We start from the raw sequence: 26,942 nt of genomic DNA on the forward strand, positions 1-26,942 counted from the left end.
GGAGTCCGGCGGGGGCCCGGAAACGACGTCGGCCGGCACCCGGGGAGCCGGGCGCCGGCCGTGTCGTGATCACGGACCGCGGGCGTCAGTTCATCGCCATCTCGTCGGTCAGGCTGGCCTCGGTGCTCGGCAGGCCGAGCTCGGAGGCGCGCTTGTCCGCCATCGCCAGCAGGCGGCGGATCCGGCCGGCCACCGCGTCCTTGGTCAGCGGCGGGTCGGCGAGCGCGCCCAGCTCCTCCAGCGAGGCCTGCTTGTGCTGCATCCTCAGCTGGCCGGCCGCGGCCAGGTGCTCGGGCACCTCCTCGCCGAGGATCTCCAGTGCGCGGGCGACCCGGGCGCCGGCCGCCACCGCGGCGCGGGCCGAGCGGCGCAGGTTGGCGTCGTCGAAGTTGGCGAGGCGGTTCGCGGTGGCCCGCACCTCGCGCCGCATCCGGCGCTCCTCCCAGGCGAGCACCGACTCGTGCGCGCCGAGGCGGGTCAGCAGCGCGCCGATCGCGTCGCCGTCGCGGATCACCACCCGGTCCACGCCGCGGACCTCGCGGGCCTTGGCCGGGATGCCGAGCCGGCGGGCGGCGCCGACCAGCGCCAGCGCCGCCTCGGAGCCGGGGCAGGTGATCTCCAGCGAGGAGGAGCGGCCCGGCTCGGTGAGCGAGCCGTGCGCCAGGAAGGCCCCGCGCCAGGCCGCCTCGGCGTCGCAGGTGGCACCGGAGACGACCGCCGGCGGCAGGCCGCGGATCGGGCGCCCGCGCCCGTCGACCAGCCCGGTCTGGCGCGCGAGCAGCTCGCCGTCCTTCACCACGCGGACCACGAAGCGGCTGCCGCGGCGCAGCCCGCCGGGGGCCATCACGACGAGGTCGGAGGAGTGCCCGAAGATCTCCAGGAGGTCCTTGCGCAGCCGCCGTGCCGCCGCCCCGGTGTCCAGCTCCGCCTCGATCACGATGCGGCCGCTCACGATGTGCAGCCCGCCCGCGAACCGCAGGATCGCCGACACCTCCGCCTTGCGACAGCAGGCCCGGGTGACCGGGAGCCGGCTGATCTCGTCCTTCACCGCTGGAGTCATCGCCATGGCCCGATCCTTCCATGTGTCCGGAAAATCCGGTCGTACGCTGCCGCCAACAGCTCGGGGTCGTGTCGCGGCGTGCCGTCGGTGCGGGCCACCGAACCGAGCACCAGGGCGGCGCCCATCCGCTCGGCCGCCTTCTCCAGTCCGTCGAGGTCCGCCTGGCCGAAGGCGCCGCCGGTGACGGCGCGCTCGTCCACCAGGATCGCATCCACCGCGAGCTCCGGGGCGTGGTCGGCGATGACCTCCAGGTGGCGCTGCGGGGTGAAGCCCTCGGTCTCGCCGGGCTGGGGGGCGAGGTTCAGGGTGAGCAGGCGGCGGGCGCGGGTCTCGGTGAGCGCCTTCGCCAGCTCGGGCACCAGCAGGTGCGGCAGCACGCTGGTGAACCAGGAGCCGGGGCCGAGCACCACCCAGTCCGCCTCGCGGACGGCGGTGACCGCCTCCGGGACGGCGGGCGGCCCGTCCGGGAGCAGCCGGATCGACTGCACCGTGCCCGGGGTGACCGCGACGTTCGCCTGGCCCCGGACCGCCGACACCTCGCCGGGCAGCGCCGGGTCGTGGCCGCGCACGGTCGCCTCGATGTCCAGCGGCACCGCCGACATCGGCAGCACCCGGCCCTGGACGTTGAGCAGCCGGCCGACCCAGTCCAGGGCCTCCACCGGGTCGCCCAGCTTCTCCCACAGCGCGACGATCAGCAGGTTGCCGACGGCGTGGCCGCCGAGCTCGCCGTTGCCGGTGAAGCGCTGCTGGATCACCTCGGACCAGGTGCGACCCCAGTCGTCGTCCCCGCACAGCGCGGCCAGCGCCTTGCGCAGGTCGCCCGGGGGCAGCACGCCCAGCTCGCTGCGCAGCCGTCCGCTGGAGCCACCGTCGTCGGCGACGGTGACCACGGCGGTGAGGTCGCTGGTCAGGCGGCGCAGCGCGGACAGCGAGGCGGACAGGCCCTGGCCGCCGCCGAGCGCGGTGATCCTGGGGGCCGGGTTGGCCCTGGCGGGACTGCTGCGCGGACGGCTCGGCGCCGGGGGCCGGGCCGGGCTGCCCGCCCGGTCACCGGTCCTGCTCTGCGGCGCCCGCCCGGGCACGTATCCCGCCACACATCACCTCGCGTTCCTCGGCCCCGCCACCGGCTCCGCCGGGGGCCGGCAGGGAAGGCGGCGGTTACTCCCGTCCCATGTCACGGTGGACGAGCACCGTCTCGACTCCGTCGGCGATGAGACGCTTGGTCAGACGCTCGGACATGGCGACGCTGCGGTGCTTGCCACCGGTGCAGCCTACGGCAAGCGTCATGTAGCGCTTCCCCTCGCGTCGGTAGCCCTCGGTCACGATCCGCAACAGCGCGGCGTAGCCGTCCAGGAACTCGTTGGCTCCGGGCTGCCGGAACACGTAGTCGGCGACGTCCGCGTCGGTGCCGGTGCGGGCGCGCAGCTCGGGCACCCAGTGCGGGTTCGGCAGGAAGCGGCAGTCCACCACGAGATCGGCGTCGACCGGCAGGCCGTACTTGAAGCCGAAGGACATCACGGTGGCGCGCAGCTCGGGCTCGTCGTGGTCGGCGAACTGGGCGTCCAGCTTGGCGCGCAGCTGGTGCACGTTGAGGTTGGAGGTGTCGATCACCAGGTCGGCCTCGCCGCGCAGGTCGCGCAGCAGGTCGCGCTCCTGGGCGATGCCGTCGACGATCCGGCCGTCGCCCTGCAGCGGGTGCGGGCGGCGGACGTTCTCGAAGCGGCGCACCAGCGCCTCGTCGGAGGAGTCCAGGAAGACGACCCGCAGCCGGACGCCGCGCTTCTCCAGCTCGTCCAGCGAGGTGAGCAGGTCGTCGAAGAACTGGCGGCCGCGGACGTCCACGACGACGCCGATCCGGGCGACGTTGCCCTGGGACCGGGCGCCCAGGTCGACCATGGTCGGGATCAGGGCCGGCGGCAGGTTGTCCACCACGAACCAGCCGAGGTCCTCCAGGCACTTGGCGGCGGTGGAGCGGCCGGCTCCGGACATGCCAGAGATGATCACCAGCTCCGGCGCGTTCTCGGCCACGTCTGACACGGTCACTTCGGTTCCCCGCTCTCGGTCTTTCTGCTGGGGAGAACGCGCACGGCACGGCCGCCCTTCCCCGGCCCGGGCAGGCGGGCGGGGTCGGGGCACACCGGCTGACGGGCGGCGTCGGCCGTCATGGCGTCTCCTGGGATGGTGCGGTCTGGGGTGCTGCTGCCGCCGGCTCGGCGGCCTGGTCGGCCCCGTCCTCGATGATCTCGCCGGTCGCGGTGTTGACCGCGGGTGCGGCGGGTGTACGGGACGACAACGCCGCCGCAACAGTCTCCGCGGTGCGGCGTCCGATGCCGGGTACCGCGCAGAGTTCGTCCACGGTGGCGGCCCGGAGCTTCTTCAGCGAGCCGAAGTGCTTGAGCAGCGCCTGGCGGCGAGTCTCGCCGAGGCCCGGGACGGAGTCCAGTTCCCCGGCGGTGAGTCGCTTGGAACGCTTGTTGCGCTGGTAGCCGATCGCGAAGCGGTGGGCCTCGTCGCGGACCCGCTGGAGCAGGTAGAGGCCCTCGCTGGAGCGGGGCAGCACCACCGGGTCGTCCTCGCCGGGCAGCCACACCTCCTCCAGGCGCTTGGCCAGGCCGCACAGCGCGACGTCGTCGATCCCGAGTTCGTCCAGGGCGCGCTTGGCGGCGGCGACCTGCGGCTGACCGCCGTCGACCACCAGCAGCTGGGGCGGGTAGGCGAAGCGCCTGGGGCGACCCTCCTCGGTGCGCGGGCCGTCCTCGGGCTGCTCGTCCTCCTCGGGGACGGCCCACTCGCCGGTCTGCTCGCGCTCCTGGAGGTAGCGGCGGAAGCGGCGGCCGATCACCTCGTGCATGGAGCGGACGTCGTCCTGGCCCTCGAAGCCCTTGATCTGGAACCGCCGGTACTCGCTCTTGCGGGCCAGGCCGTCCTCGAAGACGACCATGGAGGCGACCACGTCCTCGCCCTGGAGGTGGGAGATGTCGTAGCACTCGATGCGCAGCGGGACGGAGTCCAGCTCCAGCGCGTCGGCGATCTCCTGCAGGGCGCGGCTGCGGGTGGTGAGGTCGGAGGCGCGCTTGGTCTTGTGCAGCGCGAGCGCCTGCTGGGCGTTGCGCTGCACGGTGGCCATCAGGTCCTTCTTGTCGCCGCGCTGCGGGATGCGCAGGTCGACCTGGCTGCCGCGCAGGCCGGCCAGCCACTCCCGCACCGGTTCGGCCGGCTCGGGCAGGGCGGGGACGAGCACCTCGCGCGGGACGGACTCGCCGCCGCCGTAGAGCTGCTGGAGGGCGTGCTCGACCAGGCCTGCGGTGTCGACGTCCTCGACCTTGTCGGTGACCCAGCCCCGCTGGCCGCGCACCCGGCCGCCGCGGACGTGGAAGATCTGCACGGCGGCTTCGAGTTCGTCCTCGGCGAGGGCCAGCAGGTCGGCGTCGGTGGCGTCGGCGAGCACGATGGCGTTCTTCTCCATCGCGCGCTTGAGGGCGCCGATGTCGTCGCGCAGCCGGGCCGCCTTCTCGTACTCCAGCTCGGCCGCGGCCTCCTGCATCTGCTCTTCCAGCCGGTGCAGGTAGTTGCCGGTGCGCCCGGCCATGAAGTCGCAGAAGTCCTCGGCCAGCTCCCGGTGTTCGTCCGCCGAGACCTTGCCGACGCAGGGTGCGGCGCACTTGCCGATGTAGCCGAGCAGGCAGGGCCGGCCGACCTGCCGGGCGCGCTTGAAGACGCCGTTGGAGCAGGTGCGGACGGGGAAGACGCGCAGCAGCAGGTCGACCGTCTCGCGGATGGCCCAGGCGTGCCCGTAGGGGCCGAAGTAGCGCACGCCCTTCTTGTGCGCCCCGCGCATCACCTGGACCCGCGGGTACTCCTCGTTGAGGGTGACGGCGAGTTCCGGATAGCTCTTGTCGTCGCGGTACTTGACGTTGAACCGCGGGTCGAACTCCTTGATCCAGGAGTACTCCAGCTGGAGCGCCTCGACCTCGGTGCCGACCACGGTCCACTCCACCGAGGCGGCGGTGGTGACCATGGTCGCGGTGCGCGGGTGCAGGCCGGCCAGGTCCTGGAAGTAGGACGACAGGCGCGGCCGCAGGCTCTTGGCCTTGCCGACGTAGATGACCCGGCCGTGGGCGTCACGGAACTTGTAGACGCCCGGGGAGGTCGGGATCGCGCCGGGCGCCGGGCGGTAGGTGCTCGGGTCAGCCATGGGTCCACCGTACCGAGTGGGGACGGGGCCGCGGGGAGGAGATCAACTCGACGGGGGTCAACTGCTTCAGCTCGGGGTCACCTTGAGGTTCCCGCCCTCGACCGTGACGGTGTAGGCGGGCAGCGGGGAGGGGGCCGGGCCGTCCTGCACGGCGCCGTCGGCGATGCCGAAGCGGCTGCCGTGGCAGGGGCACTGGATCTGCTGGTTCTTCACCTGGTCCACGATGCAGCCGGCGTGGGTGCACTTGGCGCTGAAGGCCTTGTACTGGCCGGCGGTCGGCTGGGTCACCACGATCTTCTGCTCGCGGTACACCTTGCCGCCGCCCTCCGGTACGGCCGAGGCCGCGCCGAGGTCCACCGGGCCCTTGGCGGTGCCGCCGGAACCGGAGGAGCCCGAGGAGGACGAGCTGCAGCCGGTGACGGCCACGGTGCCGCCGGCCGCCAGGACGGCCGCGGCCCCGCAGAGCAGGGCGCGGCGGGAGGCGGTGGGGCTGGTCTCGGGGGCCTCGGACATCGGTGTGCTCCTACGGTTGCTGCTGCTGCGAGGGACCACGGAAGTCTATGCCGCACGCGCCCCGCCGCTCCCGGGCCTCCCGCTGTTCGGGCGGTCCGGGAGCGGCGGTGCGGGCGCGGTTACTTCTTCGCCGCGGCGCGCTTGCGCGGTGCCGCCTTCTTCGCCGCCGCGGCGACCGGGGCGTCCGCGAAGTCGCTCGGCAGGATGTCCCGCAGGAACTTGCCGGTGTGGCTCTCCGGGACGGCGGCGATCTGCTCGGGGGTGCCCTCGGCGACGACCGTGCCGCCGCCGGAGCCGCCCTCGGGGCCCATGTCGACGACCCAGTCGGCGGTCTTGATCACATCGAGGTTGTGCTCGATGACGATCACCGTGTTGCCCTTGTCGACCAGCCCGCTGAGCACCTTGATCAGCTTGCTGATGTCCTCGAAGTGCAGACCGGTGGTCGGCTCGTCCAGCACGTACACCGTCCGCCCGGTGGAGCGCTTCTGCAGCTCCGAGGCGAGCTTGACGCGCTGCGCCTCGCCGCCGGAGAGGGTGGGCGCGGACTGGCCGAGCCGGACGTAGCCGAGGCCGACGTCGTTGAGCGTCCTGAGGTGCCGGGCGATCGCCGGGACGGCCTCGAAGAAGGCCAGCGCCTCCTCGATCGGCATGTCCAGCACCTCGGCGATGGACTTGCCCTTGTAGTGCACCTCCAGCGTCTCCCGGTTGTACCGGGCGCCGTGGCAGACCTCGCACGGGACGTAGACGTCCGGCAGGAAGTTCATCTCGATCTTGATCGTGCCGTCGCCCGAGCAGTTCTCGCAGCGACCGCCCTTGACGTTGAACGAGAACCGGCCCGGCAGGTAGCCGCGGACCTTGGCCTCCTGGGTCTCCGCGAAGAGCCGGCGGACGTGGTCGAACACCCCGGTGTAGGTGGCCGGGTTGGAGCGCGGCGTGCGACCGATCGGCGACTGGTCGACGTGCACCACCTTGTCCACCTGGTCGGTGCCGGTGATCCGGGTGTGCCGGCCGGGCACGCTGCGGGCGCCGTTCAGCTCCCGGGCGAGGTGGGTGTAGAGGATGTCGTTGACCAGCGTCGACTTGCCGGAGCCGGAGACCCCGGTGATCGCGGTGAAGGTGCCGAGCGGGAAGCCGACCGTGACGTCCTTGAGGTTGTGCTCGCGGGCACCGTGGACGGTCAACTGCCGCTTCTTGTCCCGCTCGCGGCGGGAGGCCGGGATCGGGATGGACCGCTTGCCCGAGAGGTACTGGCCGGTCAGCGACTCCTTGTTGCCGAGCAGCTGCTTCAGCGAACCGGAGTGCACCACCTTGCCGCCGTGCTCGCCCGCGCCCGGGCCGATGTCGACCACCCAGTCCGCGGTCTTGATGGTGTCCTCGTCGTGCTCGACCACGATCAGGGTGTTGCCGATGTCGCGCAGCCGCACCAGCGTCTCGATCAGCCGGTGGTTGTCCCGCTGGTGCAGGCCGATGGACGGCTCGTCCAGCACGTAGAGCACGCCGACCAGGCCGGAACCGATCTGGGTGGCCAGCCGGATGCGCTGGGCCTCGCCGCCGGACAGGGTGCCGGCCGCGCGGTCGAGCGAGAGGTAGTCCAGGCCGACGTCGACCAGGAAGCGCAGCCGCTCGTTGACCTCCTTGAGGACCCGCTCGGCGATCTGCTTGTCCCGGGCGTTGAGCTTCATCGCGCCCAGGAACTCGGCGCAGTCGCTGATCGACATCGAGGAGACGTCGGCGATCGACCTGTCCTCGACGGTGACCGCGAGGACCACCGGCTTGAGCCGGGTGCCCCGGCACGTCGGGCAGGGCACCTCGCGCATGTAGCCCTCGAAGCGCTCGCGGCTGCTGTCGCTCTCCGCCTCGGTGTGCCGGCGCTGGATGAACGGGACGGCGCCCTCGAAGCCGGTGCTGTACGAGCGCTCGCGGCCGAAGCGGTTGCGGTAGCGGACCTGCACCTGGTGCTTATGCCCGTACAGCAGCGCCTTCTTGGCGCGGGCGGGCAGCCCGGCCCACGGGATGTCGGTGCGGAAGCCGAGCTCCTCGGCGAGCGCGTCGATCAGGCGCTGGAAGTACTCCTTGGCGTGCCCGGCCGACCACGGGTGGATCGCGCCCTCGTCCAGCGAGCGCTCCGGGTCCGGTACGACCAGCTCCGGGTCGACCTCCATCCGGTTGCCCAGGCCCGAGCAGTCCGGGCAGGCGCCGAACGGCGAGTTGAAGGAGAACGAGCGCGGCTCCAGCTCCTCGAACGACACGTCGTCGTACGGGCAGTAGAGGTGCTCGGAGTACATCCGCTCGCGCTCCGGGTCGTCCTCGGGGAGGTCGACGAAGTCGAGCACGACCATGCCGCCGGACAGCCGCAGGGCCGTCTCCACCGAGTCGGTGAGCCGCCGCTTGGCGCTCTCCTTGACGGTGAGGCGGTCGATGACCACCTCGACGGTGTGCTTCTCCTGCTTCTTCAGCTTCGGCGGCTCGGCGAGCTGGATCGTCCCGCCGTCGACGCGGGCGCGGGAGTAGCCCTTGGACTGGAGGTCGGCGAAGAGGTCGACGAACTCGCCCTTGCGCTCGCGCACCACGGGGCTGAGCACCTGGAACCGGGTGCCCTCGGCGAGCTCCAGCACCTTGTCCACGATCGCCTGCGGCGACTGCTTGGCGATCGGGCGGCCGCAGTGCGGACAGTGGGGCTTGCCGATCCGGGCGAACAGCAGGCGCAGGTAGTCGTAGACCTCGGTGATGGTGCCGACGGTCGAACGGGGGTTGCGGTTGGTGGACTTCTGGTCGATCGAGACGGCCGGGGAGAGGCCTTCGATGAAGTCCACGTCGGGCTTGTCCATCTGCCCGAGGAACTGACGGGCGTAGGACGACAGCGACTCGACGTACCGGCGCTGGCCCTCGGCGAAGATCGTGTCGAAGGCGAGCGAGGACTTGCCGGAGCCGGAGAGGCCCGTGAAGACGATGAGGGAGTCGCGGGGCAGGTCGAGCGAGACGTTCTTGAGGTTGTGCTCGCGAGCACCGCGGACGATGAGGCGGTCGGCCACTGCTTCTGGCGCCTTTCTCCGGGGCGAGACGGCTTGCGGTGAGATTCGGTACTTCTTCCAGGATGCGGCAGCCAGCCTATAGCTCAGACGTTCGAATCTCGACTCTGTCCAGTGGAGACCACCCGAACGAGTGAGGGCGGGGCCGGGACGGTCCGTACCCACACCGTGCGCGTACCGAAAAACTCCCTGCTCAGGGCCCGGATCCGGCGGTAGCGTCGACTGGTCAACGAGCGAAGCCCCCTGCGGGCAACGCGCAGTCTCCCGACAGAAGGCAGATTCGATGACCGACCCGCAGTCCGCCGCCGCCTCCGCCGCCTCCTGGCTCGGCCAGGTCGAGGCGAGCACCCAGCGCCTGCTGCAGACCGTCTCCGGGCTGGGGCCCGGGGCCGTCGCCGAGCCCTCCGCGCTCCCGGGCTGGACCCGTGGCCACGTGCTGGCCCACCTCGCCCGCAACGCCGACTCCCTGGTCAACCTGCTGACCGGCGCCCGCACCGGCGCCGACATCCCGCAGTACGCCAGCAACGAGGCCCGGGACCAGGACATCGAGCGCGACGCGCCCCGCCCGCTGGAGGCCCACCTCGCCGACCTGCGCGAGTCGCACGCCCGCTTCGCCGAGGCCGCCGCGCTGCTGACCCCCGAGGCCTGGACGGCCGAGATCCGGCACCGCACCGGCTACCTCTTCCCGGCCTTCGACATCCCGCACAAGCGCCTGCTGGAGCTGGAGTACCACCACGTCGACCTGGACGCCGGGCACACCCCCGCGCAGTGGCCGGAGTCCTTCGCCGTCGCCCAGTTCCACAAGCTGGCCAAGGGCCTGGCCGACACCGACCTGCCCGCCGTCCGGCTGGCCGCCGAGGACACCGGGGACCGCGCCGCGATCGGCACCGGCGAGCCCGCCCTGACCGTCGAGGGCCCCGTCCGCGCGCTGACCGCCTGGCTCTCCGGCCGCTCCGCCGGCACCGGCCTGCGCCGCACCCCCGACACCGCCCTCCCCCAGCTTCCCCCGATGGGCTGACGGCGCGAGGATGATCCTGAACCCTGTAGCCGGACGAGGAGCGGACGCATGACGTACCACGGAGCGGTCAAGGTCGGTGGACCGCCGGACGTGCGGGAACTCGCACACCTGATCATCACCAAGGTGGCGGTCGGCCCGTACGACAACAACGCCTACCTGCTGCGCTGCCGGGCCACCGACGAGCAGCTGCTGATCGACGCGGCCGCGGACGCCCCGGTGCTGCTGGAGACCGTCGGCGACGACCTGGAGACCGTGGTCACCACCCACCGGCACCACGACCACTGGGGTGCCCTCGCCGAGGTGGTCGCCACCACCGGCGCCCGCACCGCCGCCGGCGAGCACGACGCCGAGGGCATCGACGTCCCCACCGAGCTGCGCCTCGCCGACGGCGACCGGCTGCGGGTCGGCGACGTCGAACTCACCGTCCGCCACCTGGTCGGGCACACCCCGGGCGCGATCGTGCTGGTCTACGACGACCCGCAGGGGCACCCGCACGTCTTCACCGGCGACTGCCTCTTCCCCGGCGGCGTCGGCAACACCTGGGGGGACCCGGAGGCCTTCAAGAGCCTCTTCCGGGACGTCAACGAGAAGATCTTCGACGCCCTGCCGGACGAGGCCTGGGTCTACCCCGGCCACGGCAACGACACCACCCTCGGCGCCGAGCGCCCCCACCTCGACGAGTGGCGCGAGCGCGGCTGGTGACGCTTTCCGGGCTGGTCGGCTCCGGGCGGAGCCGACCAGCCCGAATCATTGCCCGCCTCCAGAGAGATGCCGGGCGCAGGCACATGCCGGCTCCATGCAGAGGCACACCAATGTGAAGGCACCGGACACCTCGCGAATGCCACCGGGGCAAGCCCAGTGCGCGTCCAGCTGACATTCGGCGCTGACGTAGCGCCCGGCCCGGCCCACCTCGAAGCGGATCACGATGCCGGTCGACGTCGCCGACCGACGGGCGGCGGCGGTCACGACCAGGCCCTCAGGTCCGTCATGTTGAAGTCCTCCAGTTCCACCCAGACGACTACCCGGCCGGTGGCATCGGTGGAACCCCACTCGCAGCCCGACCGGAGGATGTCGAGCACTTCGGTCCACCGGGTGGACGAGGTGTCAGTGGGCGCGGTCGTCGAGAGCCGAACGCGGCCCGCTCTCCCCATGGTGATTCTCACGGGAGCCCCTGCCGCCTGGCAGAGAGACGCTTTGAGCAAGCTTGTGCGCATGCTGATCTCCATCGACGTTCCCCATATCGATACAGTGGAATCGTATCGATAGAGTAGCGCTGTCAGCGTTACGGTGTCAGCCGCAGCGAACGATTCGAGCGAGGAGGTCCGAGGCATGAGCGACACGCCCGCCTACCTGCAGGTCGCGGATGCCCTGCGCGGTCAATTGACCTCCCGGCGGCTTCAGCCAGGCGATCGAATGCCGTCCATCAGCGCGCTCCAGCGCGAGCACGATGTCTCGACGGGCGTGATCCAGCGGGCCTACGCCCTGCTGATCGACGAAGGGCTCGTGCTCGCCCGCCCCGGGGCGGGCTACTACGTGAAATCCCAGGAGCCGCCGGCGGTTCTCGTCCGGCGCCAGCGCGCGGCGCCGGGAGACGGTTCGCCGACCGAGGCCGCCCTCGCCCGGCAAGGCGTGATCGGCACCTGGAGGCACGAGTCGCAGCCTCGTGCTGCCGACACCCGGATCGCGGCCCGGCTGGAGATCCAGCCAGGCGATCCGGTGATGCACACCAGCTATGTGTATCTGGCAGACGGCGACCCGGCCCAGCTCGCCGAGAGCTGGGAACCCATGGCGATCACCGGCGGCAGCCTGATCGTTCTACCGGAGGCTGGTCCGCACGCGGGCATCGGTGTCGCTGACCGGATGGCCCTCATTGGCATCGAGGTCGGCACGCCGGTCGAACGCGTCACCACCCGCCAGGCCAGCCGCGCCGAGGCCCAAGCCCTCGGCGCGGCACCCGCCGTCCCCGTGATGGCGATCGAGCGCACCTACTACGACCAGGCCACCGGCCGGCCGGTCGAGACGGCCGACATCGTGCTCCTCGGCTCGCGTTGGGTCGCCGAGTACGGCCGACGCCCATAGAACGGGGCCCCGCCGCCGGATGACGCATCCGGCGGCGGGGCCCCAATCCGTTCGACTTCTCGGTCAGGCGTCGAGCTTCGCGGGCTCGGCCTGCTCGGCGCGCTCGGCCTGCTCGGCCTTCTTCGAGGCCCGCAGGCTGGTGAACGTGGTGACGGCCAGCACCACCACGATGAAGCCGAGCGAGAACGGGATGCCGATCTCCGGGGCCCAGGTCGCGCCCGCCTCGTGGGCGGCGTGCAGCACCAGTTTCACGCCGATGAAGCCGAGGATCACCGACAGGCCGTAGCTCAGGTGGACCAGCTTCTTCAGCAGGCCGCCGATCAGGAAGTACAGCTGGCGCAGACCCATCAGGGCGAAGGCGTTGGCCGTGAACACGATGTACGGGTCCTGGGTGAGGCCGAAGATGGCCGGGATCGAGTCCAGGGCGAACAGCACGTCCGTGGTGCCGATGGCCAGCATGACGATCAGCATCGGGGTGATCAGCCGGCGGCCGTGCTCCCGGACCAGCAGCTTGGTGCCGCGGTAGCCGTCGGTGGACGGGAAGCGCCGGGTGATCGACTTGAGCAGGCGGTTCTCCTCGAACTCCTCGTCCTCCTCCTCGGCCCGCGCCTCCTTGATCAGCTTCCAGGCGGTCCAGATCAGGAAGGCGCCGAAGATGAAGAACACCCAGGAGAACTGGGTGACCAGGGCCGCGCCGCCGGCGATGAACGCCGCCCGGAGCACCAGCGCGATGATCACGCCGAACATCAGCACGCGCTGCTGGTAGATCCTCGGCACCGCGAACTTGCCCATGATCAGGATGAACACGAAGAGGTTGTCGACGCTGAGCGACTTCTCGGTGATGTAGCCGGCGAAGAACTCACCCGCCGGCTGCCCGCCGGAGTGCCACCACAGGAAACCGCCGAAGAGCAGCGCCAGCACGACCCAGACGGCCGTCCAGATCCCGGCCTCCTTGAGCGAGACCTCGTGCGGCTTGCGCCCGCCGATGAAGAAGTCCGCCACGATCAGTGCGATCAGCACACCGATCGTCGCGCCCCACATGGTCACGGAAACGTCCATTACTGCTCCTCCGGCAGCTAGGCGAGACAGGTCGTCACTGCCGGAGGTCTCTTCCGCCCATCGGGCCAGCGCCCCGGGGTGCCGCGACGGGCACCCGTGATGACGGGGTCGGCTGTCGAGGAATACTCCCCTCCGCTGCCATCGAGAGTAACAGGAGAGGCAAAGAAAGGTAAAGAAGGTAAAGAGTCGTCAGGAGGCCGGCATCAGAGGTAGGGCTCGATCGCCGGCAGCAGGTCCTGGAAGGTGCGCCCCTTCGCCGGGGCGCCGATCGCCTGCATCTCCCAGCCGCCGTTGCCGTCCCGGACCACCTTGGCCATGATCTGCCCGGTGTGCGGCCCGCCGCCCGCCAGCTCGTACCGGGCCAGCTCCAGCCCGGTGGTCTCGTCCACCAGTCGGCAGTGCGCCCGCTGCACCTCGGCGAAGGTCTGCCCGGTGTACGAGCTCACCGTGAACACCACCTGGGTGATGTGCGCGGGCACGTGCATCAGGTCGACCAGGATCGCTTCGTCGTCCTCGTGGCCCGAGCCGCCCTGCAGGTTGTCCCCGGTGTGCCGGACGGAGCCGTCATTGCTCTCCAGGTGCTGGAAGAACACCACGTCGGACGGGGTCCGCTCGGCGTACAGCAGGGCCGAGGCGTCCAGGTCGATCGTCCTGGTGCGGCTGCCGAACAGGCCCCGCTTGGGGGCGGCCTGCCAGCCGAGGCCCATCCGGACCACGGTCAGGGCGCCGCCCTGCCCCTTCTGGAGGCTGACCCGCTGCCCCTTGGCAAGGTTCACCGACACGACGTTGTCCTCTCTGCCGGCCACGCGGTCGCTGCCGCCCGGCTCCCCTGGAACACCCCGTCGCCGTCCCCCGGCTGAGGCCCCCTCTGCATACGGCCCGCGCCCGTCCAGTGAGCGCGATGCCGCAGGCCAGCCTAGGCCCTGCGACACCCCCGCCTCCTCAGGGTTTCCCCGTTTGTGGCAAGGCTGAGACACCGCCGGGCTTGACCGGTGCCATTCCGGCCAAGCCCGGGCGCGCCGGTCGAGCGGCTACGCCACGCCGGCCTCGCGCATCTGCCGCAGCTCCTTCTTCAGCTCCTTGACCTCGTCGCGCAGCCGGGCCGCGACCTCGAACTGCAGGTCGGCGGCGGCCGTGTGCATCCGGTCGGTCATCTCCTGGATGAGGTCCGCCAGCTCGGCGGCCGGCAGGGACTTGGCGGGCTTGCGCTCCGCGCCCAGCGCCGGCACCGGGGCCTTGCCCTTCCCCGGGCTGCGGTAGCCGGTGGACAGCAGCTCGTCGGTGTCCACGTCCTCCCGGGCGAGGGTGTCCAGGATGTCGCCGATCTTCTTCCGCAGCGGCTGCGGATCGATGCCGTGCTCCTTGTTGTAGGCCTGCTGCACGGCCCGGCGGCGGTTGGTCTCGTCGATGGCCTTCTCCATCGCCGCGGTGATCCTGTCCGCGTACATGTGGACCTGGCCGGAGACGTTGCGGGCCGCGCGGCCGATCGTCTGGATCAGGGAGGTGCCGGAGCGCAGGAAGCCCTCCTTGTCGGCGTCCAGGATCGCCACCAGCGAGACCTCGGGCAGGTCCAGGCCCTCGCGCAGCAGGTTGATGCCGACCAGCACGTCGAAGCGGCCCGCCCGCAGCTCGCGCAGCAGCTCCACCCGGCGCAGGGTGTCCACGTCGCTGTGCAGGTACCGGACCCGGATGTCCAGGCCGAGCATGTAGTCGGTGAGGTCCTCGGCCATCTTCTTGGTCAGCGTGGTGACCAGCACGCGCTCGTCCCGCTCGACCCGCGTGCGGACCTCGTGCACCAGGTCGTCGATCTGGCCCTCGGTCGGCTTGACGATCACCTCGGGGTCGATCAGGCCGGTCGGGCGGATGATCTGCTCGACCTGGCCGTCGCCCCGCGACAGCTCGTACTGGCCGGGCGTCGCCGACAGGTACACCGTCTGGCCGACCCGCCCCAGGAACTCCTCCCACTTCAGCGGGCGGTTGTCCATCGCGGACGGCAGCCGGAAGCCGTGCTCGACCAGCGTGCGCTTGCGCGAGGCGTCGCCCTCGTACATCGCGCCGATCTGCGGGACGGTCACGTGCGACTCGTCGATGACCAGGAGGAAGTCCTCCGGGAAGTAGTCGAGCAGGGTGTTCGGCGGGGAGCCGGGCTCGCGGCCGTCGAAGTGCATCGAGTAGTTCTCGACGCCCGAGCAGGTGCCGATCTGGCGGAGCATCTCGATGTCGTAGGTGGTGCGCATCCGCAGCCGCTGGGCCTCCAGCAGCTTGCCCTGCTTCTCCATCCGGGCGAGCGTCTGCTCCAGCTCCTGCTCGATGCCGGTGATCGCGCGCTCCATGCGCTCGGGGCCGGCCACGTAGTGCGAGGCGGGGAAGACGTAGACCGAGTCGTCCTGGCTGATGATCTCGCCGGTGAGCGGGTGCAGCGTGTAGAGCGCCTCGATCTCGTCGCCGAACATCTCGATCCGGACGGCGAGCTCCTCGTAGACCGGGAAGATCTCGATGGTGTCGCCGCGCACCCGGAAGGTGCCGCGGGTGAAGGCGACGTCGTTGCGGGCGTACTGGATGTCCACGAAGCGGCGCAGCAGGTCGTCCCGGTCGATCTCCTGGCCGACCTTGAGCGGCACCATGCGGTCCACGTACTCCTGCGGGGTGCCGAGGCCGTAGATGCAGGAGACGGACGCGACCACGACCACGTCCCGGCGGGTGAGCAGCGAGTTGGTCGCCGAGTGGCGCAGCCGCTCGACCTCCTCGTTGATCGAGGAGTCCTTCTCGATGTAGGTGTCCGTCTGCGGGACGTACGCCTCGGGCTGGTAGTAGTCGTAGTACGAGACGAAGTACTCGACCGCGTTGTTCGGCAGCAGCTCGCGGAACTCGTTCGCCAGCTGCGCGGCCAGCGTCTTGTTCGGCGCCATCACCAGGGTGGGCCGCTGCAGCTTCTCGATCATCCAGGCCGTGGTGGCCGACTTGCCGGTACCGGTGGCACCGAGCAGCACGACGTCCTTCTCCCCTCCCCTGATCCGCCGCTCCAGCTCGGCGATCGCCGCCGGCTGGTCACCGTTCGGTTGGAAGGGACTGACGACCTCGAAGGGCGCCACGGACCGCTCAATACTCGTGATGGGACGCACGACTCCACCGTACGACCCACCACTGACAGGCGGGGTCGCTTCGCTCAGGCCGCGTGGGCCTCGAAGCTCATGGCCGGCTCCCGGGCAGGACCGATCCGCACGACGGAATCGAAGGCGGCGGCCAGCTGCTCGATCAGCGGCAGCGTGGGGTCGACGCCGCTCTCCTCGATGCTCTCGACCGTCTCCTCGGCCAGCCCGGCCCGCTCGCCGAGCTCTGCCGGGCTCCAGCCGAGCGCGGAGCGGCGGGCGTACACCGCTTCGGCCGGCGCCATCCGCCGCCCGGCCGCCCGGGACCCCTCACCGCGGTCACGCCTCTCCCCCCTGCTCGGCAGTGGGAACTGCCGGGCAAGGGGGGAGGTCACGGTCTACTTCGCGCTGTCGCGGGCCAGGGCGACGAGGCGGGAGATCGCGCGCAGGTACTTCTTGCGGTAGCCGCCGCGGAGCATGTCCTCGGGGAAGACCCGGTCGAAGGGGATCCCGGAGGCGGTGACGGGCAGTTCGCGGTCGTACATGCGGTCGGCCAGGACGACCAGGCGCAGGGCGGTGGACTGGTCGTCGACCTGGTGCACGCCGCGCAGGCAGACCGCGGTGACGTCGTCCAGCAGCGCGCCGTAGCGGCTGGGGTGGACGGCGGAGAGGTGGGCGAGCAGGGCGTCGAAGTCGTCCAGCGAGGCACCGGGGGTGCGGGCGGCGGCGGCCTCGACGGCCTCGTCGGAGTACGGCGGCGGGGCGTCGGGCAGGCCGCGGTGGCGGTAGTCCTGGCCGTCGATCCGCAGCGGGCGGAAGTGCGCGGACAGGCCCTGGATCTCGCGCAGGAAGTCGGCGGCGGCGAAGCGGCCCTCGCCCAGCTTCTCGGGCAGGGTGTTCGAGGTGGCGCACAGCTTGACGCCGTTGTCGACCAGGCGGCCGAGCAGGGTGGAGACCAGCACGGTGTCGCCCGGGTCGTCCAGCTCGAACTCGTCGATGCAGAGCAGCGTGTGCCCGGACAGGGTCTGCACGGCCTGCTGGAAGCCGAGCGCGCCGACCAGGTTGGTCAGCTCGACGAAGGTGCCGAAGGCCTTCGGCCCCGGGGCGGAGTGCCACAGCGAGGCGAGCAGGTGGGTCTTGCCGACGCCGTAGCCGCCGTCGAGGTAGACGCCGGCCGGGCCGGTGGGCGCGGGGGCGGAGCGGCGGAACCAGCTGCGCTTGGGTGCGGAACCGTTTCCTCCCGCCAGGGTGGCCGCGAACTGCTCCAGGACCTGGACGGCCTCGTACTGGCTGGGCTGGCTCTGGTCCGGGATGTACGACCCGAAGCTCACCTCGGCGAACCGGGGCGGCGGGACCATCTCGGCGACCAGCCGCTCGGCGGGCACGACGGGACGGCGGTCGGTGAGCGCGATCGGGGAGCCGGCCGCGCTCGCGGTGGCTATGGACTCGGTCGCGGTGTCGGGGCGGGAGGCTGCGGGCACATCAGTAGAGGGTACGCCTGGTCCCGGTGGCCTCCGAACCGCCTCCGGACGACCTGCGGTGGAACACTGAGGGCATGCAACAGTTGATCAGCCCGCTGGGTGAGCCGGTCGCCGATCCGGCCGCACTGGAGTCGCTCGCCGCCGTGTACGCGTACCCCGAACAGGTGAATCGGGGCCGCCCGTGGCTGCGCGCCAACATGGTGGCCGGCCTGGACGGCGGGGCACGGCTCGACGGCCTGTCCGAGGGGCTCTCCGGCGACGCCGACAAGCGGATCTTCGGGGTGCTGCGGGCGCTGTCGGACGTGGTGCTGGTGGGTGCGGAGACGGTCCGCGCGGAGGGCTACCGGCCGGCCCGGGCCCGCAGGGAGTTCGCGGCGGCCCGGGCCGCGGCCGGACAGGCCCCGGCGCCGGTGATCGCGATCGTGACGCGCTCGCTGGATTTGGACCTGACCGCGCCGCTGTTCACGGAACCGCTGGTCAGGACGGTGGTGATCACCACCGAGGACGCCCCCGAGGAGCGCCGCCGGGCGGCCGCCGAGGTGGCCGACGTGGTACTCGCCGGCACCGGCTCGGTGGACCTGCGGGCGGGCGTGGCCGCGCTGGCCGAGCGGGGCTGGACCCGGCTGCTCACCGAGGGCGGCCCGCGCCTGCTGGGGCAGCTCGCGGCGGCGGACCTGCTGGACGAGCTGTGCCTGTCGCTCGCCCCGCTGCTCACCGGCGGCGACGCGCCGCGCATCCTCCGCGATGCGGAAATGCCTGACGTGCAGCGGATGCGGCTGGTCTCATTGATCGAGCAGAAAGGATTCCTCTTCACCCGCTACCTGCGTCACCTGGGTTCGGAATGACCCCGTGACCCCCCGCTCGTGATCCCGTTATGCGATGCCGGGGCCCGGGGGCCGGCCACTGGAAGGGACTCACGTGTTCAAGACGGTACTGATGATCGAAAAGGCTCTCTCGGACGCGGACGTGGAACTCGTCACCACGCTCCACAGCGACGAGAAGGTCTCCTTCGTCGTCCTGATGCAGCCGCGCGGCAAGCAGGACGAACTGCTGCGGGCGCTCGACGACGTGGCCCTCGGCCACCTCGACAAGGTGAGGCACGAGCACGACGAGTCCGAGAGCGGGCCGACCGTGGCCACCGAGTCGCTGGAGCACAGCCTGCGCCACCTGCGCGCGGCCGGGGCCGAGGCGGTGGGCGAGCTGGTCGAGGACAAGCCCCTGGAACGGCTGCGCGCGGTCGTCGAGGAGCACCGGGCGGACGAGGTGGTGGTGCTCACCTCACCGCACTTCGTGGAGGAGTTCTTCCACCGCGACTGGGCCTCGCAGGCCCGGCACAAGGTGGGGGTCCCGGTGCTGAGGCTGTTCGCCAGCGACTCCTAGCTGCGGGCGCCGGTGGTGCAGAATCGTCCTTGCGGTCCGCCCGCGAGGACGGTTCCCACGTCGGCTCCCACGCCGACGGGCGCCGAGCCGTCCGCCCGACCTGTCTGCCCCCGCCCGTACGGAGCCACGCCTTGAACGACGCCGCGCACGACCTGCACGCCCCGCACTTCATCGGCATCGGCGGCGCCGGGATGTCCGGCCTGGCGAAGATCCTCGCAGTGCGCGGTGCCAGCGTCTCCGGCAGCGACTCCAAGGAGTCCGAGACCGTCCTCGCGCTGCGCGCCCTCGGCGCCACCGTGCACGTCGGCCACGCCGCCGAGCACGTGCCGGACGGCACCAGCAGCGTGGTCGTCTCCAGCGCGATCCGCGCCGACAACCCGGAGCTGGCCGCCGCCCGCGAGCGCGGCATCCCGGTGGTGCACCGCTCCGACGCGCTGGCCGCGCTGATGGGCGGCCGCCGCGCACTCGCGGTGGCCGGCACCCACGGCAAGACCACCACCACCAGCATGCTCGCCGTCGCCCTCGGCGAACTGGGCCTCGACCCGTCCTACGCGATCGGCGGCGACCTCGACGCGCCCGGCTCCAACGCCCACCACGGCACCGGGGAGATCTTCGTCGCCGAGGCCGACGAGAGCGACCGCAGCTTCCACAAGTACGCGCCCGAGGTGGCGATCGTGCTCAACGTGGAACTGGACCACCACGCCAACTACGCCTCGATCGACGAGATCTACGAGTCCTTCGAGACCTTCGTCGGCCGGATCGTCCCCGGCGGCACCCTGGTGGTCTCCGCCGACCACGACGGCGCCCGCGAGCTGACCTCCCGGGTGGCCGGCCGCGAGGGCCTGAACGTGGTCACCGTCGGCTCCGCCGAGGACGCCGACGTCCGGGTGCTCTCGGTGGTCGCCCGCGGCATGACCAGCGAGGTCACCGTCCTGCTGGACGGCACCGAGCTGACCTTCACCGTCTCGGTGCCCGGCCGCCACTACGCCCACAACGCCGTCGCCGCGCTGGCCGCGGGCGTCGCGCTGGACGTCCCGGCCGCCGACCTGGCCAAGGCGCTCGGCGCCTACACCGGCGTGCGCCGCCGCCTGCAGCTCAAGGGCGAGGCCGCCGGCGTCCAGGTGATCGACTCCTACGCCCACCACCCGACCGAGATGACCGCCGACCTGGAGGCGATCCGCGAGGGCCTGGACGGCGAGGGCCGGGTGCTGGTGGTCTTCCAGCCGCACCTGTTCAGCCGCACCCAGCAGCTCGCCGAGGAGATGGGCCAGGCCCTGGCGCTGGCCGACGCCTCCGTGGTGCTGGACATCTACCCGGCCCGCGAGGACCCGATCCCCGGCGTGACCAGCGAGCTGATCATCGACGCCGCCCGCCGGGCCGGCGCCGAGGTCACCGCCGAGCACTCCTTCGCGGCCGCCCCCGCCGTGCTGGCCGGCCTCGCCCGCCCGGGCGACCTGCTGCTCACCATGGGCGCGGGCGACGTCACCAACCTCGGGCCGGAAATCCTGGAGCACCTCGCGAACGTTGCTTCCAACGTCTGACGTACGTCCGTCCGACGTCCACCGCGAACGGGAGCCGTGATGAGCTACGAGATCGAGAAGTCCGAGGCCGAGTGGCGCGCCGAGCTCAGCCCCGAGGAGTACCACGTGCTCCGCGAGGCGGGCACCGAGCGGCCGTTCACCGGTGAGTACACCGACACCAAGACGGTCGGCGTCTACGGCTGCCGGGCCTGCGGCGCGGAGCTGTTCAGCTCCGAGACCAAGTTCGACAGCCACTGCGGCTGGCCCTCGTACTACGCGCCGCTGGCCGAGGACCGGGTCCAGTACATCGAGGACACCACGCTCGGCATGCGCCGGGTCGAGGTGCGCTGCGCGCGCTGCGGCGGGCACCTCGGGCACGTCTTCGAGGGCGAGGGCTACGGCACGCCGACCGACCAGCGCTACTGCATCAACAGCGTCTCGCTGACGCTGCGGCCGGCCGAGTAGGCCGCGCGGCGAGGAGGCCCGGACACCCTGCGGTGTCCGGGCCTCCGTGCTGTCCGCGGCCTCCGGGGCGTCCGGGTCCTCGTACCGCCGGGCCTTCGTGCGTTGCACCGCCGGGCCTTCGTACCCGGCGGGCCTTCGTACCCGGCGGGCCGCGCGGGCGTTACCCGGCGACCGGCTCGAAGCGGACCGGCAGGTGCACCAGGGCGCGGTGGAACGGGCCCGGCCGCCAGAGCAACTCCTCGGCAGGGGTGGACAGTTCGAGGTCGCTGAGGCGGCTGCCCAGCTGCTCGATCGCGGTGATCGCGATCAGCAGGGCGGGGTCGCGGGCCGGGCAGGCGTGCGGGCCGGCCGCCCAGGCCAGGTGGGCGCTCTCGCCGCTGCGCAGCCCGCCGCCGTCGGTGGGCGGTGCGGCCTGGGAGTTGGCGGCCGCGTAGGAGACCAGCAGGAGGGTGCCGGCCTTGATCTCACGGCCGTGGAACACGATGTCGTAACGCGGGTAGTGCGCGGAGAGGTTGGCCAGCGGCGGCTCGTGCCAGAGCACCTCGTCGATCGCCTGGTGGGCGGTCATCGCGCCGCCGAACAACGAGCCGGCGTAGCGGGCGTCGGTGAGCAGGCGCAGCAGGGCGTTGCCGATCAGGTTGGTGGTCGGCTCGTGCCCGGCGATCATGGTCAGGCTGATCTGCCGGATCGCCTCGTCGTCGTCCAACCCGCGCGGGTGGGTGACGAACCAGGAAGCGAGGTCGTGCCGGGGGCGCTCTCGGCGTTCGGCGACCATGGCGGTGACCACCGCGAGGAGCTTCCCGTACGCGGCGCCCGCCTGCGCGGTGCCCTCGATCAGCCCGGTGATCGCGGCGACCACCTCGGCGTGCTGCGCCTCCGGCACGCCGAACCACGTGGTGAGCACGGAGGCTGGCACCTGGCGGGCGTACTCGGCGATCAGGTCGGCGCGGCCGACCGCGGCGAAGCGGTCGATCAGCCGGTGGGCGGTCTCGGCGACCTGGCGCTGGAGCCGGTGCGGTTCGAACAGCGCGAGGGCGTCGGTGATCACCGCGCGGTAGCGCGCGTGCGTCTCGCCGTCGCTGAACAGGGCGGTCGGGCGGTAGCCGAGCACCGGCAGCAGCGGGGAGTCCGGCGGGACGGTCCGCTGCCAGGCACGGGAGTCCTTGGAGAAGGTGTCGCTGTCGCGCAGCAGGTCCAGCGCGGCCTGGTAGTCGGTGACGAGCAGGGCCTCGACGCCGGGCGCGATCTCCACCGGGGCGACCGGTCCGTGCCGGCGCAGCCGCTCGTAGACGAGTTGCGGGTCGGCGGCGAAGACCGGGCCGTGGATCGGGATCGGGCGGGTCTCGACGGTCACGGGCACTCCTGGGTGACGGTGGAGGCGGTGGGCAGGGCGTCGAGGACGTGCTCGGCCAGCGCGATCAGCGCGTCCAGGCTGCCCTCGCGTTCGCGGGCGTCGCAGAGCAGGAGGGGGGTCGCGGGGTGCAGGTCCAGGTGGGCGCGGAGCACCTCGACCGGGTGGACCGGCGCGTCCGGGAAGCAGTTGACCGCGACGGCGTACGGCAGGCCCTGTTCCTCGACCATGTCCATGATCTCGAAGGAGTCGGCCAGCCGGCGGGTGTCGGCGAGCACCAGCGCGCCCAGGGCGCCGCGGGCGATGTCCTGCCAGAGCGGGAAGAACCGGCGCTGGCCGGGGGTGCCGAACATGTAGAGCACCACGTTGCCGGGCAGGGTGAGCCGGCCGAAGTCCACGGCGACGGTGGTGGTGGTCTTCTCGGGCAGGCCGGCCAGGTCGTCCACCGGGCGTCCGGTCTCGGTCATCGCCTCCTCGGTGTGCAGGGTGGCGATCTCGGAGAGGGTGCGGATGAGGGTGGTCTTGCCGACGCCGAAGGGGCCGGCGACCACCAGCTTCATCAGCGTCTGGTCCCGGTCGGGCAGGTAGCCCACCCGGTCCGGCGGCCCCGCGGGGTGGCCGTCGGGGTTGGCGTCGTGGTGGCCGTCGGGCGGGTCGACGGGTGGATCGACGGACCGGCCGACCGGGTCGGCGGCCCGGTCACCGGAGCGCACGGAGTCCAACGAGGAGCCTCTCGACGATGGAGCGGTCGGTCTGCTGGGCGCGCGGGATCGGTGCGCGGGCGTGCAGGCAGCCCGCCTCGACCAGGTCGGCCGCGAGGAAGACGGTGGCGCTGACCGGCAGGCGCAGGTGCGCGGCGGCCTCCACCACGGTCAGCGCGCCGGGGCACAGCAGTTCCCAGAGCCGGCGGTGTTCGGGTTCGAGCCCGGTCGGCGGTTCGGCACGGTCGGCGAACAGGACGGTCAGTCGCTCGAAGCCCTCGGTGCCGGGGCGGCTGCGGCCGCCGGTGGCCAGGTAGGCGGGCACCATCCGCCTGCGGGGGACGGCGGTCATGACCGGCCGGTGTCGCCCTGCCGCCGGCACGGGCTCGCGAGCGCGCGGCCCAGGGCGGCGACCTGCACCTGCATCTGGTACGACACGTTGCCGAGCTGGGCGTCCGGGGTGGTGAACACGGCGAGCGAGGTGTTCTCCCCGGCGGGGACGACGATGGCGTAGCCGAGGTCGGACTCCACCACGGTCTGGGCCAGCCGCGGCCGTTCGGCGTCGGTGAACGCGCCGGTGAAGGCGCGGGCGGCGGCGTGCACGGTGGCGGTCATCGCGGCAACCCGCTCGGCGGAGGCCCGTCCCAGGCTCTCCGAGGCCCCTTCGACCAGGCCGTCCCCGGTGGCGATGACCGCGTGCAGCACCCCCGGCAGCTCCAGCAGCGGGGTCAGCACCCACGAGATCTCGTCGGTGGCGGTCGGGCTGGGCGAGCTGCTCACTGCTCGGCTCCTTCTAAGGTCGTCGGGCCGGTGGTGTGGTCACCGGTGGGGCGGGCGGTGGTGGTGTCGCCGGGGGTGCCGGCGGTGGTGGTGCTGTCCTGGGTCGCGGCGCGTGCGCGTTCGGCGGCCTCGCGTTCGGCACTCTCGCGTTCGGCACTCTCGCGTTCGGCCTGCGCCACGGCGGCCCGGCCGGAGTCGGTGCCCTGCTGCAGCGCCTGCCAGCGGGCGGCGGCCCGCTCGGGGGACCGACCGGGGGCGTCGGATCCGCCGACGGATCCCACAGCCGACCCGACGGCCGAGCCCGTGGTGGCGGCGGGCGCACCGGCCTCCTCGGGGGCCAGCGGACGGCGGCGGCGCCGGGTGGGCAGGCCGGTGCCGTCGTCGGCCGGGGCGTCGCCGGAGGCCCGGGCGGCGGAGGCGCCGTCGGAAGCGGGGGCACCGTCGAGAGCCCGGGAGGCCGGGGCGCCGTCGCAAGCCGGGGAAGCCGGGGCGGCCTCGGGCGCGGGGGAGGTCCGGCCGTCCGGGACCGCCGCGTCCCCCGACGGGCCGCCGGTGCCCGGGTCGGGCACCACGCGGATGGCCGGTGCCGGGTGCGGTCCGGGCTGGTGGTGGCGGTCGGCGAGCTGCGGGCCGTTCTGCTCGTCGGCGTCGCGCATCGGCGGGACGCCGACGACGGTGGGCGCGGGCGCGGGGCCGGACCCGGCCCGCAACGGCAGCGGGGTGAGCACCGACAGCGGCTGCTCGTCGTCGACGACGGTCACCAGTCCGGCCGGGATGCGCAGGATGGTCCGCATGCCGCCGTACGGCGAGGGCTCGATGTGGCAGGAGAAGCCGTACTGGCGGGCGAGCTTGCCGATCACCGCGAAGCCGGTCTTGGGCGGGTTCCCGAGCTCGGTGAGCAGGAGGTCCGGCGGGCCGGAGAGCAGTCGGCGGGCGCGGCGCAGCTGGTCCTCGTCCATGCCGATGCCGCTGTCGTCGATGATCACCAGCGCGCCGCGGCCGCCCTGCTGGACGGTGACCGGGACGTCGGTCTCCGGGTGGGAGTAGGCGGTGGCGTTGGCGAGCAGCTCGGCGATGGTGACGGCGATCGGCTCGGCGGCCCGGGCGACCACCGCGAGCCGGTGCTCCCGCAGGTGGTTGGCGACCTTGACCCGGGCGTAGCCGGGCACCCGGGAGAGGGCGCCGACGACGACCTCGGCGAGCGGCGAGTCGGTGCGGGCCAGGCCCGGCCAGGCCTCGCAGAGCACCGCGACGGTCTGGATCCGGCGCAGCGCGACCTCGTTGCGGAAGTCGACCTCCAGCAGCCGGGGGTCGTCGTTGTCGTGCTGGAGCTGCTGGACCAGGCTCTGGATCTGGTAGAGCAGGGTCTGGATCCGGGAGGTGGCACCGCGCATCGCGGCGCGGGCGGCGGCGTCCACCCGTTCGCGTTCGTCGGCGAGGGCGGCGGTGGTGGCGTCCAGCACGGACTGCAGCGCCCGGACGGCCTCCGGGCCGACGATCTGCGGGTCCAGCGGGCCGACCACCGGGGCGTTGGCGTGGCTGAGCCGTACGGCGGTGGCGGCGACCCGCTCCTGGGCGAGGTGACCGATCTCGGCGAGCAGCGCGGCGGCGCGCGCCTCGGCGGCGGCCAGGCGGTGGTCGGCCTCCTCGGCGCGGGTGGTCGCGGCGGCGCCCTGCCGCAGGGCGTCCCGGACGGCCTCCTGCGCCTCCCGGGCCGCGTCCTGCGCCTCGTGGACGGCGTCCTCGGCGACGCGGGTGCGGCCCTCCGCCCGCCGGGCCTCGTCGGTGGAGCGCCGGGCGGTCTCCTGGGCCTCGCGCAGTTGCTGCTCGGTGCGGGCGAGGCGGCCCTCGGCGACGCGGGCGCGCTCCTCGCCCCGGGTGAGCGCGGTCTCGGCGGCCGCCGCGCGGGCGACGGCCCCGGCCCGGCCGCGGGCGAGCACGGCCGCGGCCACGGCGGCGACCAGCGCCAGGGCGATCAGCGCGATCTGCGTCATCGGAGTCCTCGGGAGTGCTTGCGGGGCGGGCCGGGCAGGCGGGCGGGCGGGCCCGGTTCCGGGCGGGGCATGGGAGGCGGCTTCCCGGCCGGCCCGGTTCCGGGCGGGGCACGGAACCGGGGCGCGGAGCCGCCGGGCGCGGAGCCGGGTGTCAGTTCCGGGCGGTGCGCGGGCGCGGGATCCGGGCGGCGGGGCCCTCGGCCAGCTCCCGGGCGACCAGGGCGACCTGCCCCATGGCTTCCAGCGCGCCCGGCGCCGCCGAGCCGTCCAGGTGCCGGTACTCGGCGGCGACGGTGAGCACCAGCCGCTCGGGCAGGCCGAGTTCGGGGTGGCGCTGTTCGGCGATCACCCGCCGGGCGGCGTCCAGCGCGGGTATGCCGGCGGCGTGCAGGGCGTGGGCGCGCTCGCGGACGTACGCGAGGTAGCCGATGTGCCCCCGGACGCCGTCGCGGTCGAGCACCGGGCCGTGGCCGGGGACGAAGATCTCCGCGCCGGTGGCCAGGGCCTGCTCGCAGGCGCCGATGACGTTCTCCAACGGGCCCGCCCAGTGCGAGGGATGGTCGCCGGGCTGCTCCGGCGTCGAGGAGAAGATGACGTCGCCGGTGAACACCGCACGCTGGTGCGGGAGGTGGACGATCAGGTCGCCGCCGGTGTGGGCGGCGGGCAGGCTGGTGATCTGCACGGGGTGGCGTCCGACCCGCAGCTCCAGCTCGCCGGTGAAGACGGTGTCCGGGTGCACCGGGTCCGTGGCGGACCAGTCGAAGCGCCCGAAGTGCTCCCTGAGGTAGCCGCCGAGCAGCGAGTCCGGGTCGCTGTCGGTGACCAGGGCGTGCTGCTGCTTCGGGGTGGGCTCCCAGTGGATGTGCTCCAGCGCCTCGCGGGTGGCGATCACCTCGGCGTCCGGCACCACGCCGGCGCCCCACAGGTGGTCGCCGTTGGCGTGGGTGACGACCACCCGGTCGATCTCGACCCCGGCCGGCAGCAGTCGGCGGCTCGCGGCGAGGAACTCCCCCGCCATCGAGGGGTCGTAGGGCGTGTCGATCCAGAGCGCGGTCGTGTCGGAGGCCAGCAGTCCGCAGTTGGCCAGGCCCCAGCCCCGCTTCGGGGGGAGCCACACGTACAGGTCCTCGGCAATCGCGCTCACGTTCGCACGGTTGATCGTCATGTGCGCGATTATGCCCATGATGCGTCAAGGGCGGGGCAAAACCTGTACGAATAGCCGGAGTTC

General features: G+C 72.6%; 24 protein-coding genes. 7 read left to right on the forward strand and 17 right to left on the reverse strand.

What is annotated here, in order from left to right; all coding sequences use genetic code 11:
• Positions 1-85 precede the first annotated feature (85 nt).
• The 6 genes from whiA to uvrA form a co-directional block, all read right to left on the reverse strand.
• Entirely contained in the window at positions 86-1,066 is a 981-nt protein-coding gene (gene whiA / locus ACZ7KX_RS18820) for a DNA-binding protein WhiA (RefSeq protein WP_350521392.1), read from the reverse strand.
• Positions 1,057-2,154, reverse strand: coding sequence for a gluconeogenesis factor YvcK family protein (locus ACZ7KX_RS18825; RefSeq protein WP_470327375.1), 1,098 nt, complete (start codon positions 2,152-2,154; stop codon positions 1,057-1,059). Before ACZ7KX_RS18825 ends, whiA begins: the two co-directional genes overlap by 10 nt.
• Positions 2,155-2,218: 64 nt before the next feature.
• The gene (gene rapZ / locus ACZ7KX_RS18830; RefSeq protein ID WP_470327376.1) at positions 2,219-3,103 is read right to left on the reverse strand and encodes an RNase adapter RapZ; all 885 of its coding nucleotides are present in this window, start codon (positions 3,101-3,103) and stop codon (positions 2,219-2,221) included.
• A gap of 118 nt (positions 3,104-3,221) precedes the next feature.
• Entirely contained in the window at positions 3,222-5,255 is a 2,034-nt protein-coding gene (gene uvrC, locus ACZ7KX_RS18835) for an excinuclease ABC subunit UvrC (RefSeq protein WP_470327377.1), read from the reverse strand.
• Between the two features lie 66 nt (positions 5,256-5,321).
• The gene (locus tag ACZ7KX_RS18840) at positions 5,322-5,768 is read right to left on the reverse strand and encodes a Rieske (2Fe-2S) protein (RefSeq protein ID WP_470327378.1); all 447 of its coding nucleotides are present in this window, start codon (positions 5,766-5,768) and stop codon (positions 5,322-5,324) included.
• Positions 5,769-5,887: 119 nt separating this feature from the next.
• Positions 5,888-8,800 (reverse strand): excinuclease ABC subunit UvrA, encoded by a 2,913-nt coding sequence (uvrA, locus tag ACZ7KX_RS18845; protein WP_470327379.1) that lies wholly within the window; start codon positions 8,798-8,800, stop codon positions 5,888-5,890.
• Positions 8,801-9,080: 280 nt separating this feature from the next.
• Here uvrA and ACZ7KX_RS18850 point away from each other — a divergent pair, with 280 nt between their 5' ends.
• The 3 genes from ACZ7KX_RS18850 to ACZ7KX_RS18860 all read left to right on the forward strand — a co-directional run bounded on the left by ACZ7KX_RS18850 (position 9,081) and on the right by ACZ7KX_RS18860 (position 11,894).
• Complete coding sequence (locus ACZ7KX_RS18850) at positions 9,081-9,815, forward strand: maleylpyruvate isomerase family mycothiol-dependent enzyme (protein WP_470327380.1); 735 nt, start codon at positions 9,081-9,083, stop codon at positions 9,813-9,815.
• Between the two features lie 48 nt (positions 9,816-9,863).
• Positions 9,864-10,517, forward strand: a complete 654-nt coding sequence (locus ACZ7KX_RS18855; RefSeq protein ID WP_470327381.1) for an MBL fold metallo-hydrolase — start codon at positions 9,864-9,866, stop codon at positions 10,515-10,517.
• A gap of 627 nt (positions 10,518-11,144) precedes the next feature.
• A complete protein-coding gene (locus ACZ7KX_RS18860; protein WP_470327382.1) occupies positions 11,145-11,894 on the forward strand; it encodes a GntR family transcriptional regulator in 750 nt (249 codons plus the stop codon).
• 63 nt (positions 11,895-11,957) lie between these two features.
• Here ACZ7KX_RS18860 and ACZ7KX_RS18865 read toward each other — a convergent pair whose 3' ends face one another.
• From ACZ7KX_RS18865 to zapE, 5 genes are all read right to left on the reverse strand, one after another.
• Positions 11,958-12,953: a TerC family protein gene (locus ACZ7KX_RS18865; RefSeq protein WP_470327383.1), complete on the reverse strand. Its 996-nt coding sequence runs from the start codon at positions 12,951-12,953 to the stop codon at positions 11,958-11,960.
• A gap of 203 nt (positions 12,954-13,156) precedes the next feature.
• Entirely contained in the window at positions 13,157-13,735 is a 579-nt protein-coding gene (locus tag ACZ7KX_RS18870; protein ID WP_470327384.1) for a TerD family protein, read from the reverse strand.
• Positions 13,736-13,984: 249 nt separating this feature from the next.
• Positions 13,985-16,075, reverse strand: a complete 2,091-nt coding sequence (gene uvrB / locus ACZ7KX_RS18875) for an excinuclease ABC subunit UvrB (protein ID WP_470327385.1) — start codon at positions 16,073-16,075, stop codon at positions 13,985-13,987.
• 44 nt (positions 16,076-16,119) lie between these two features.
• Positions 16,120-16,347: a helix-turn-helix domain-containing protein gene (locus ACZ7KX_RS18880; RefSeq protein WP_470327386.1), complete on the reverse strand. Its 228-nt coding sequence runs from the start codon at positions 16,345-16,347 to the stop codon at positions 16,120-16,122.
• 93 nt (positions 16,348-16,440) lie between these two features.
• Positions 16,441-17,484: a cell division protein ZapE gene (gene zapE / locus ACZ7KX_RS18885; RefSeq protein ID WP_350521523.1), complete on the reverse strand. Its 1,044-nt coding sequence runs from the start codon at positions 17,482-17,484 to the stop codon at positions 16,441-16,443.
• Positions 17,485-17,597: 113 nt separating this feature from the next.
• On the opposite strand from zapE, the gene ACZ7KX_RS18890 reads away from it, so the two are divergent.
• The 4 genes from ACZ7KX_RS18890 to msrB all read left to right on the forward strand — a co-directional run bounded on the left by ACZ7KX_RS18890 (position 17,598) and on the right by msrB (position 20,888).
• Positions 17,598-18,368, forward strand: a complete 771-nt coding sequence (locus ACZ7KX_RS18890) for a pyrimidine reductase family protein (protein ID WP_470327387.1) — start codon at positions 17,598-17,600, stop codon at positions 18,366-18,368.
• A gap of 73 nt (positions 18,369-18,441) precedes the next feature.
• Positions 18,442-18,903: an indole-3-glycerol phosphate synthase gene (locus ACZ7KX_RS18895; protein WP_350521407.1), complete on the forward strand. Its 462-nt coding sequence runs from the start codon at positions 18,442-18,444 to the stop codon at positions 18,901-18,903.
• A gap of 152 nt (positions 18,904-19,055) precedes the next feature.
• Positions 19,056-20,444 (forward strand): UDP-N-acetylmuramate--L-alanine ligase, encoded by a 1,389-nt coding sequence (murC, locus tag ACZ7KX_RS18900; protein WP_470327480.1) that lies wholly within the window; start codon positions 19,056-19,058, stop codon positions 20,442-20,444.
• A gap of 39 nt (positions 20,445-20,483) precedes the next feature.
• Positions 20,484-20,888, forward strand: coding sequence for a peptide-methionine (R)-S-oxide reductase MsrB (msrB, locus tag ACZ7KX_RS18905; RefSeq protein WP_350521408.1), 405 nt, complete (start codon positions 20,484-20,486; stop codon positions 20,886-20,888).
• 160 nt (positions 20,889-21,048) lie between these two features.
• Here the strand turns inward: msrB and ACZ7KX_RS18910 are convergent, their stop codons facing one another.
• From ACZ7KX_RS18910 to ACZ7KX_RS18935, 6 genes are all read right to left on the reverse strand, one after another.
• Positions 21,049-22,242: a cytochrome P450 gene (locus tag ACZ7KX_RS18910; RefSeq protein WP_350521409.1), complete on the reverse strand. Its 1,194-nt coding sequence runs from the start codon at positions 22,240-22,242 to the stop codon at positions 21,049-21,051.
• On the reverse strand, positions 22,239-22,799 hold the full coding sequence (locus tag ACZ7KX_RS18915) for a GTP-binding protein (RefSeq protein WP_396547026.1): 561 nt from the start codon (positions 22,797-22,799) through the stop codon (positions 22,239-22,241). Before ACZ7KX_RS18915 ends, ACZ7KX_RS18910 begins: the two co-directional genes overlap by 4 nt.
• Positions 22,800-22,938: 139 nt before the next feature.
• Entirely contained in the window at positions 22,939-23,292 is a 354-nt protein-coding gene (locus ACZ7KX_RS18920; RefSeq protein WP_350521410.1) for a DUF742 domain-containing protein, read from the reverse strand.
• Complete coding sequence (locus ACZ7KX_RS18925; RefSeq protein WP_350521411.1) at positions 23,289-23,720, reverse strand: roadblock/LC7 domain-containing protein; 432 nt, start codon at positions 23,718-23,720, stop codon at positions 23,289-23,291. Before ACZ7KX_RS18925 ends, ACZ7KX_RS18920 begins: the two co-directional genes overlap by 4 nt.
• Positions 23,717-25,714 (reverse strand): ATP-binding protein, encoded by a 1,998-nt coding sequence (locus ACZ7KX_RS18930; RefSeq protein WP_470327388.1) that lies wholly within the window; start codon positions 25,712-25,714, stop codon positions 23,717-23,719. Before ACZ7KX_RS18930 ends, ACZ7KX_RS18925 begins: the two co-directional genes overlap by 4 nt.
• 151 nt (positions 25,715-25,865) lie before the next feature.
• Positions 25,866-26,879 carry an MBL fold metallo-hydrolase gene (locus ACZ7KX_RS18935; RefSeq protein ID WP_470327389.1) on the reverse strand — a complete coding sequence of 338 codons (1,014 nt, stop codon included), beginning with the start codon at positions 26,877-26,879 and terminating at the stop codon, positions 25,866-25,868.
• Positions 26,880-26,942: the final 63 nt, after the last annotated feature.

The organism is Kitasatospora sp. NPDC038210 (assembly GCF_055600605.1).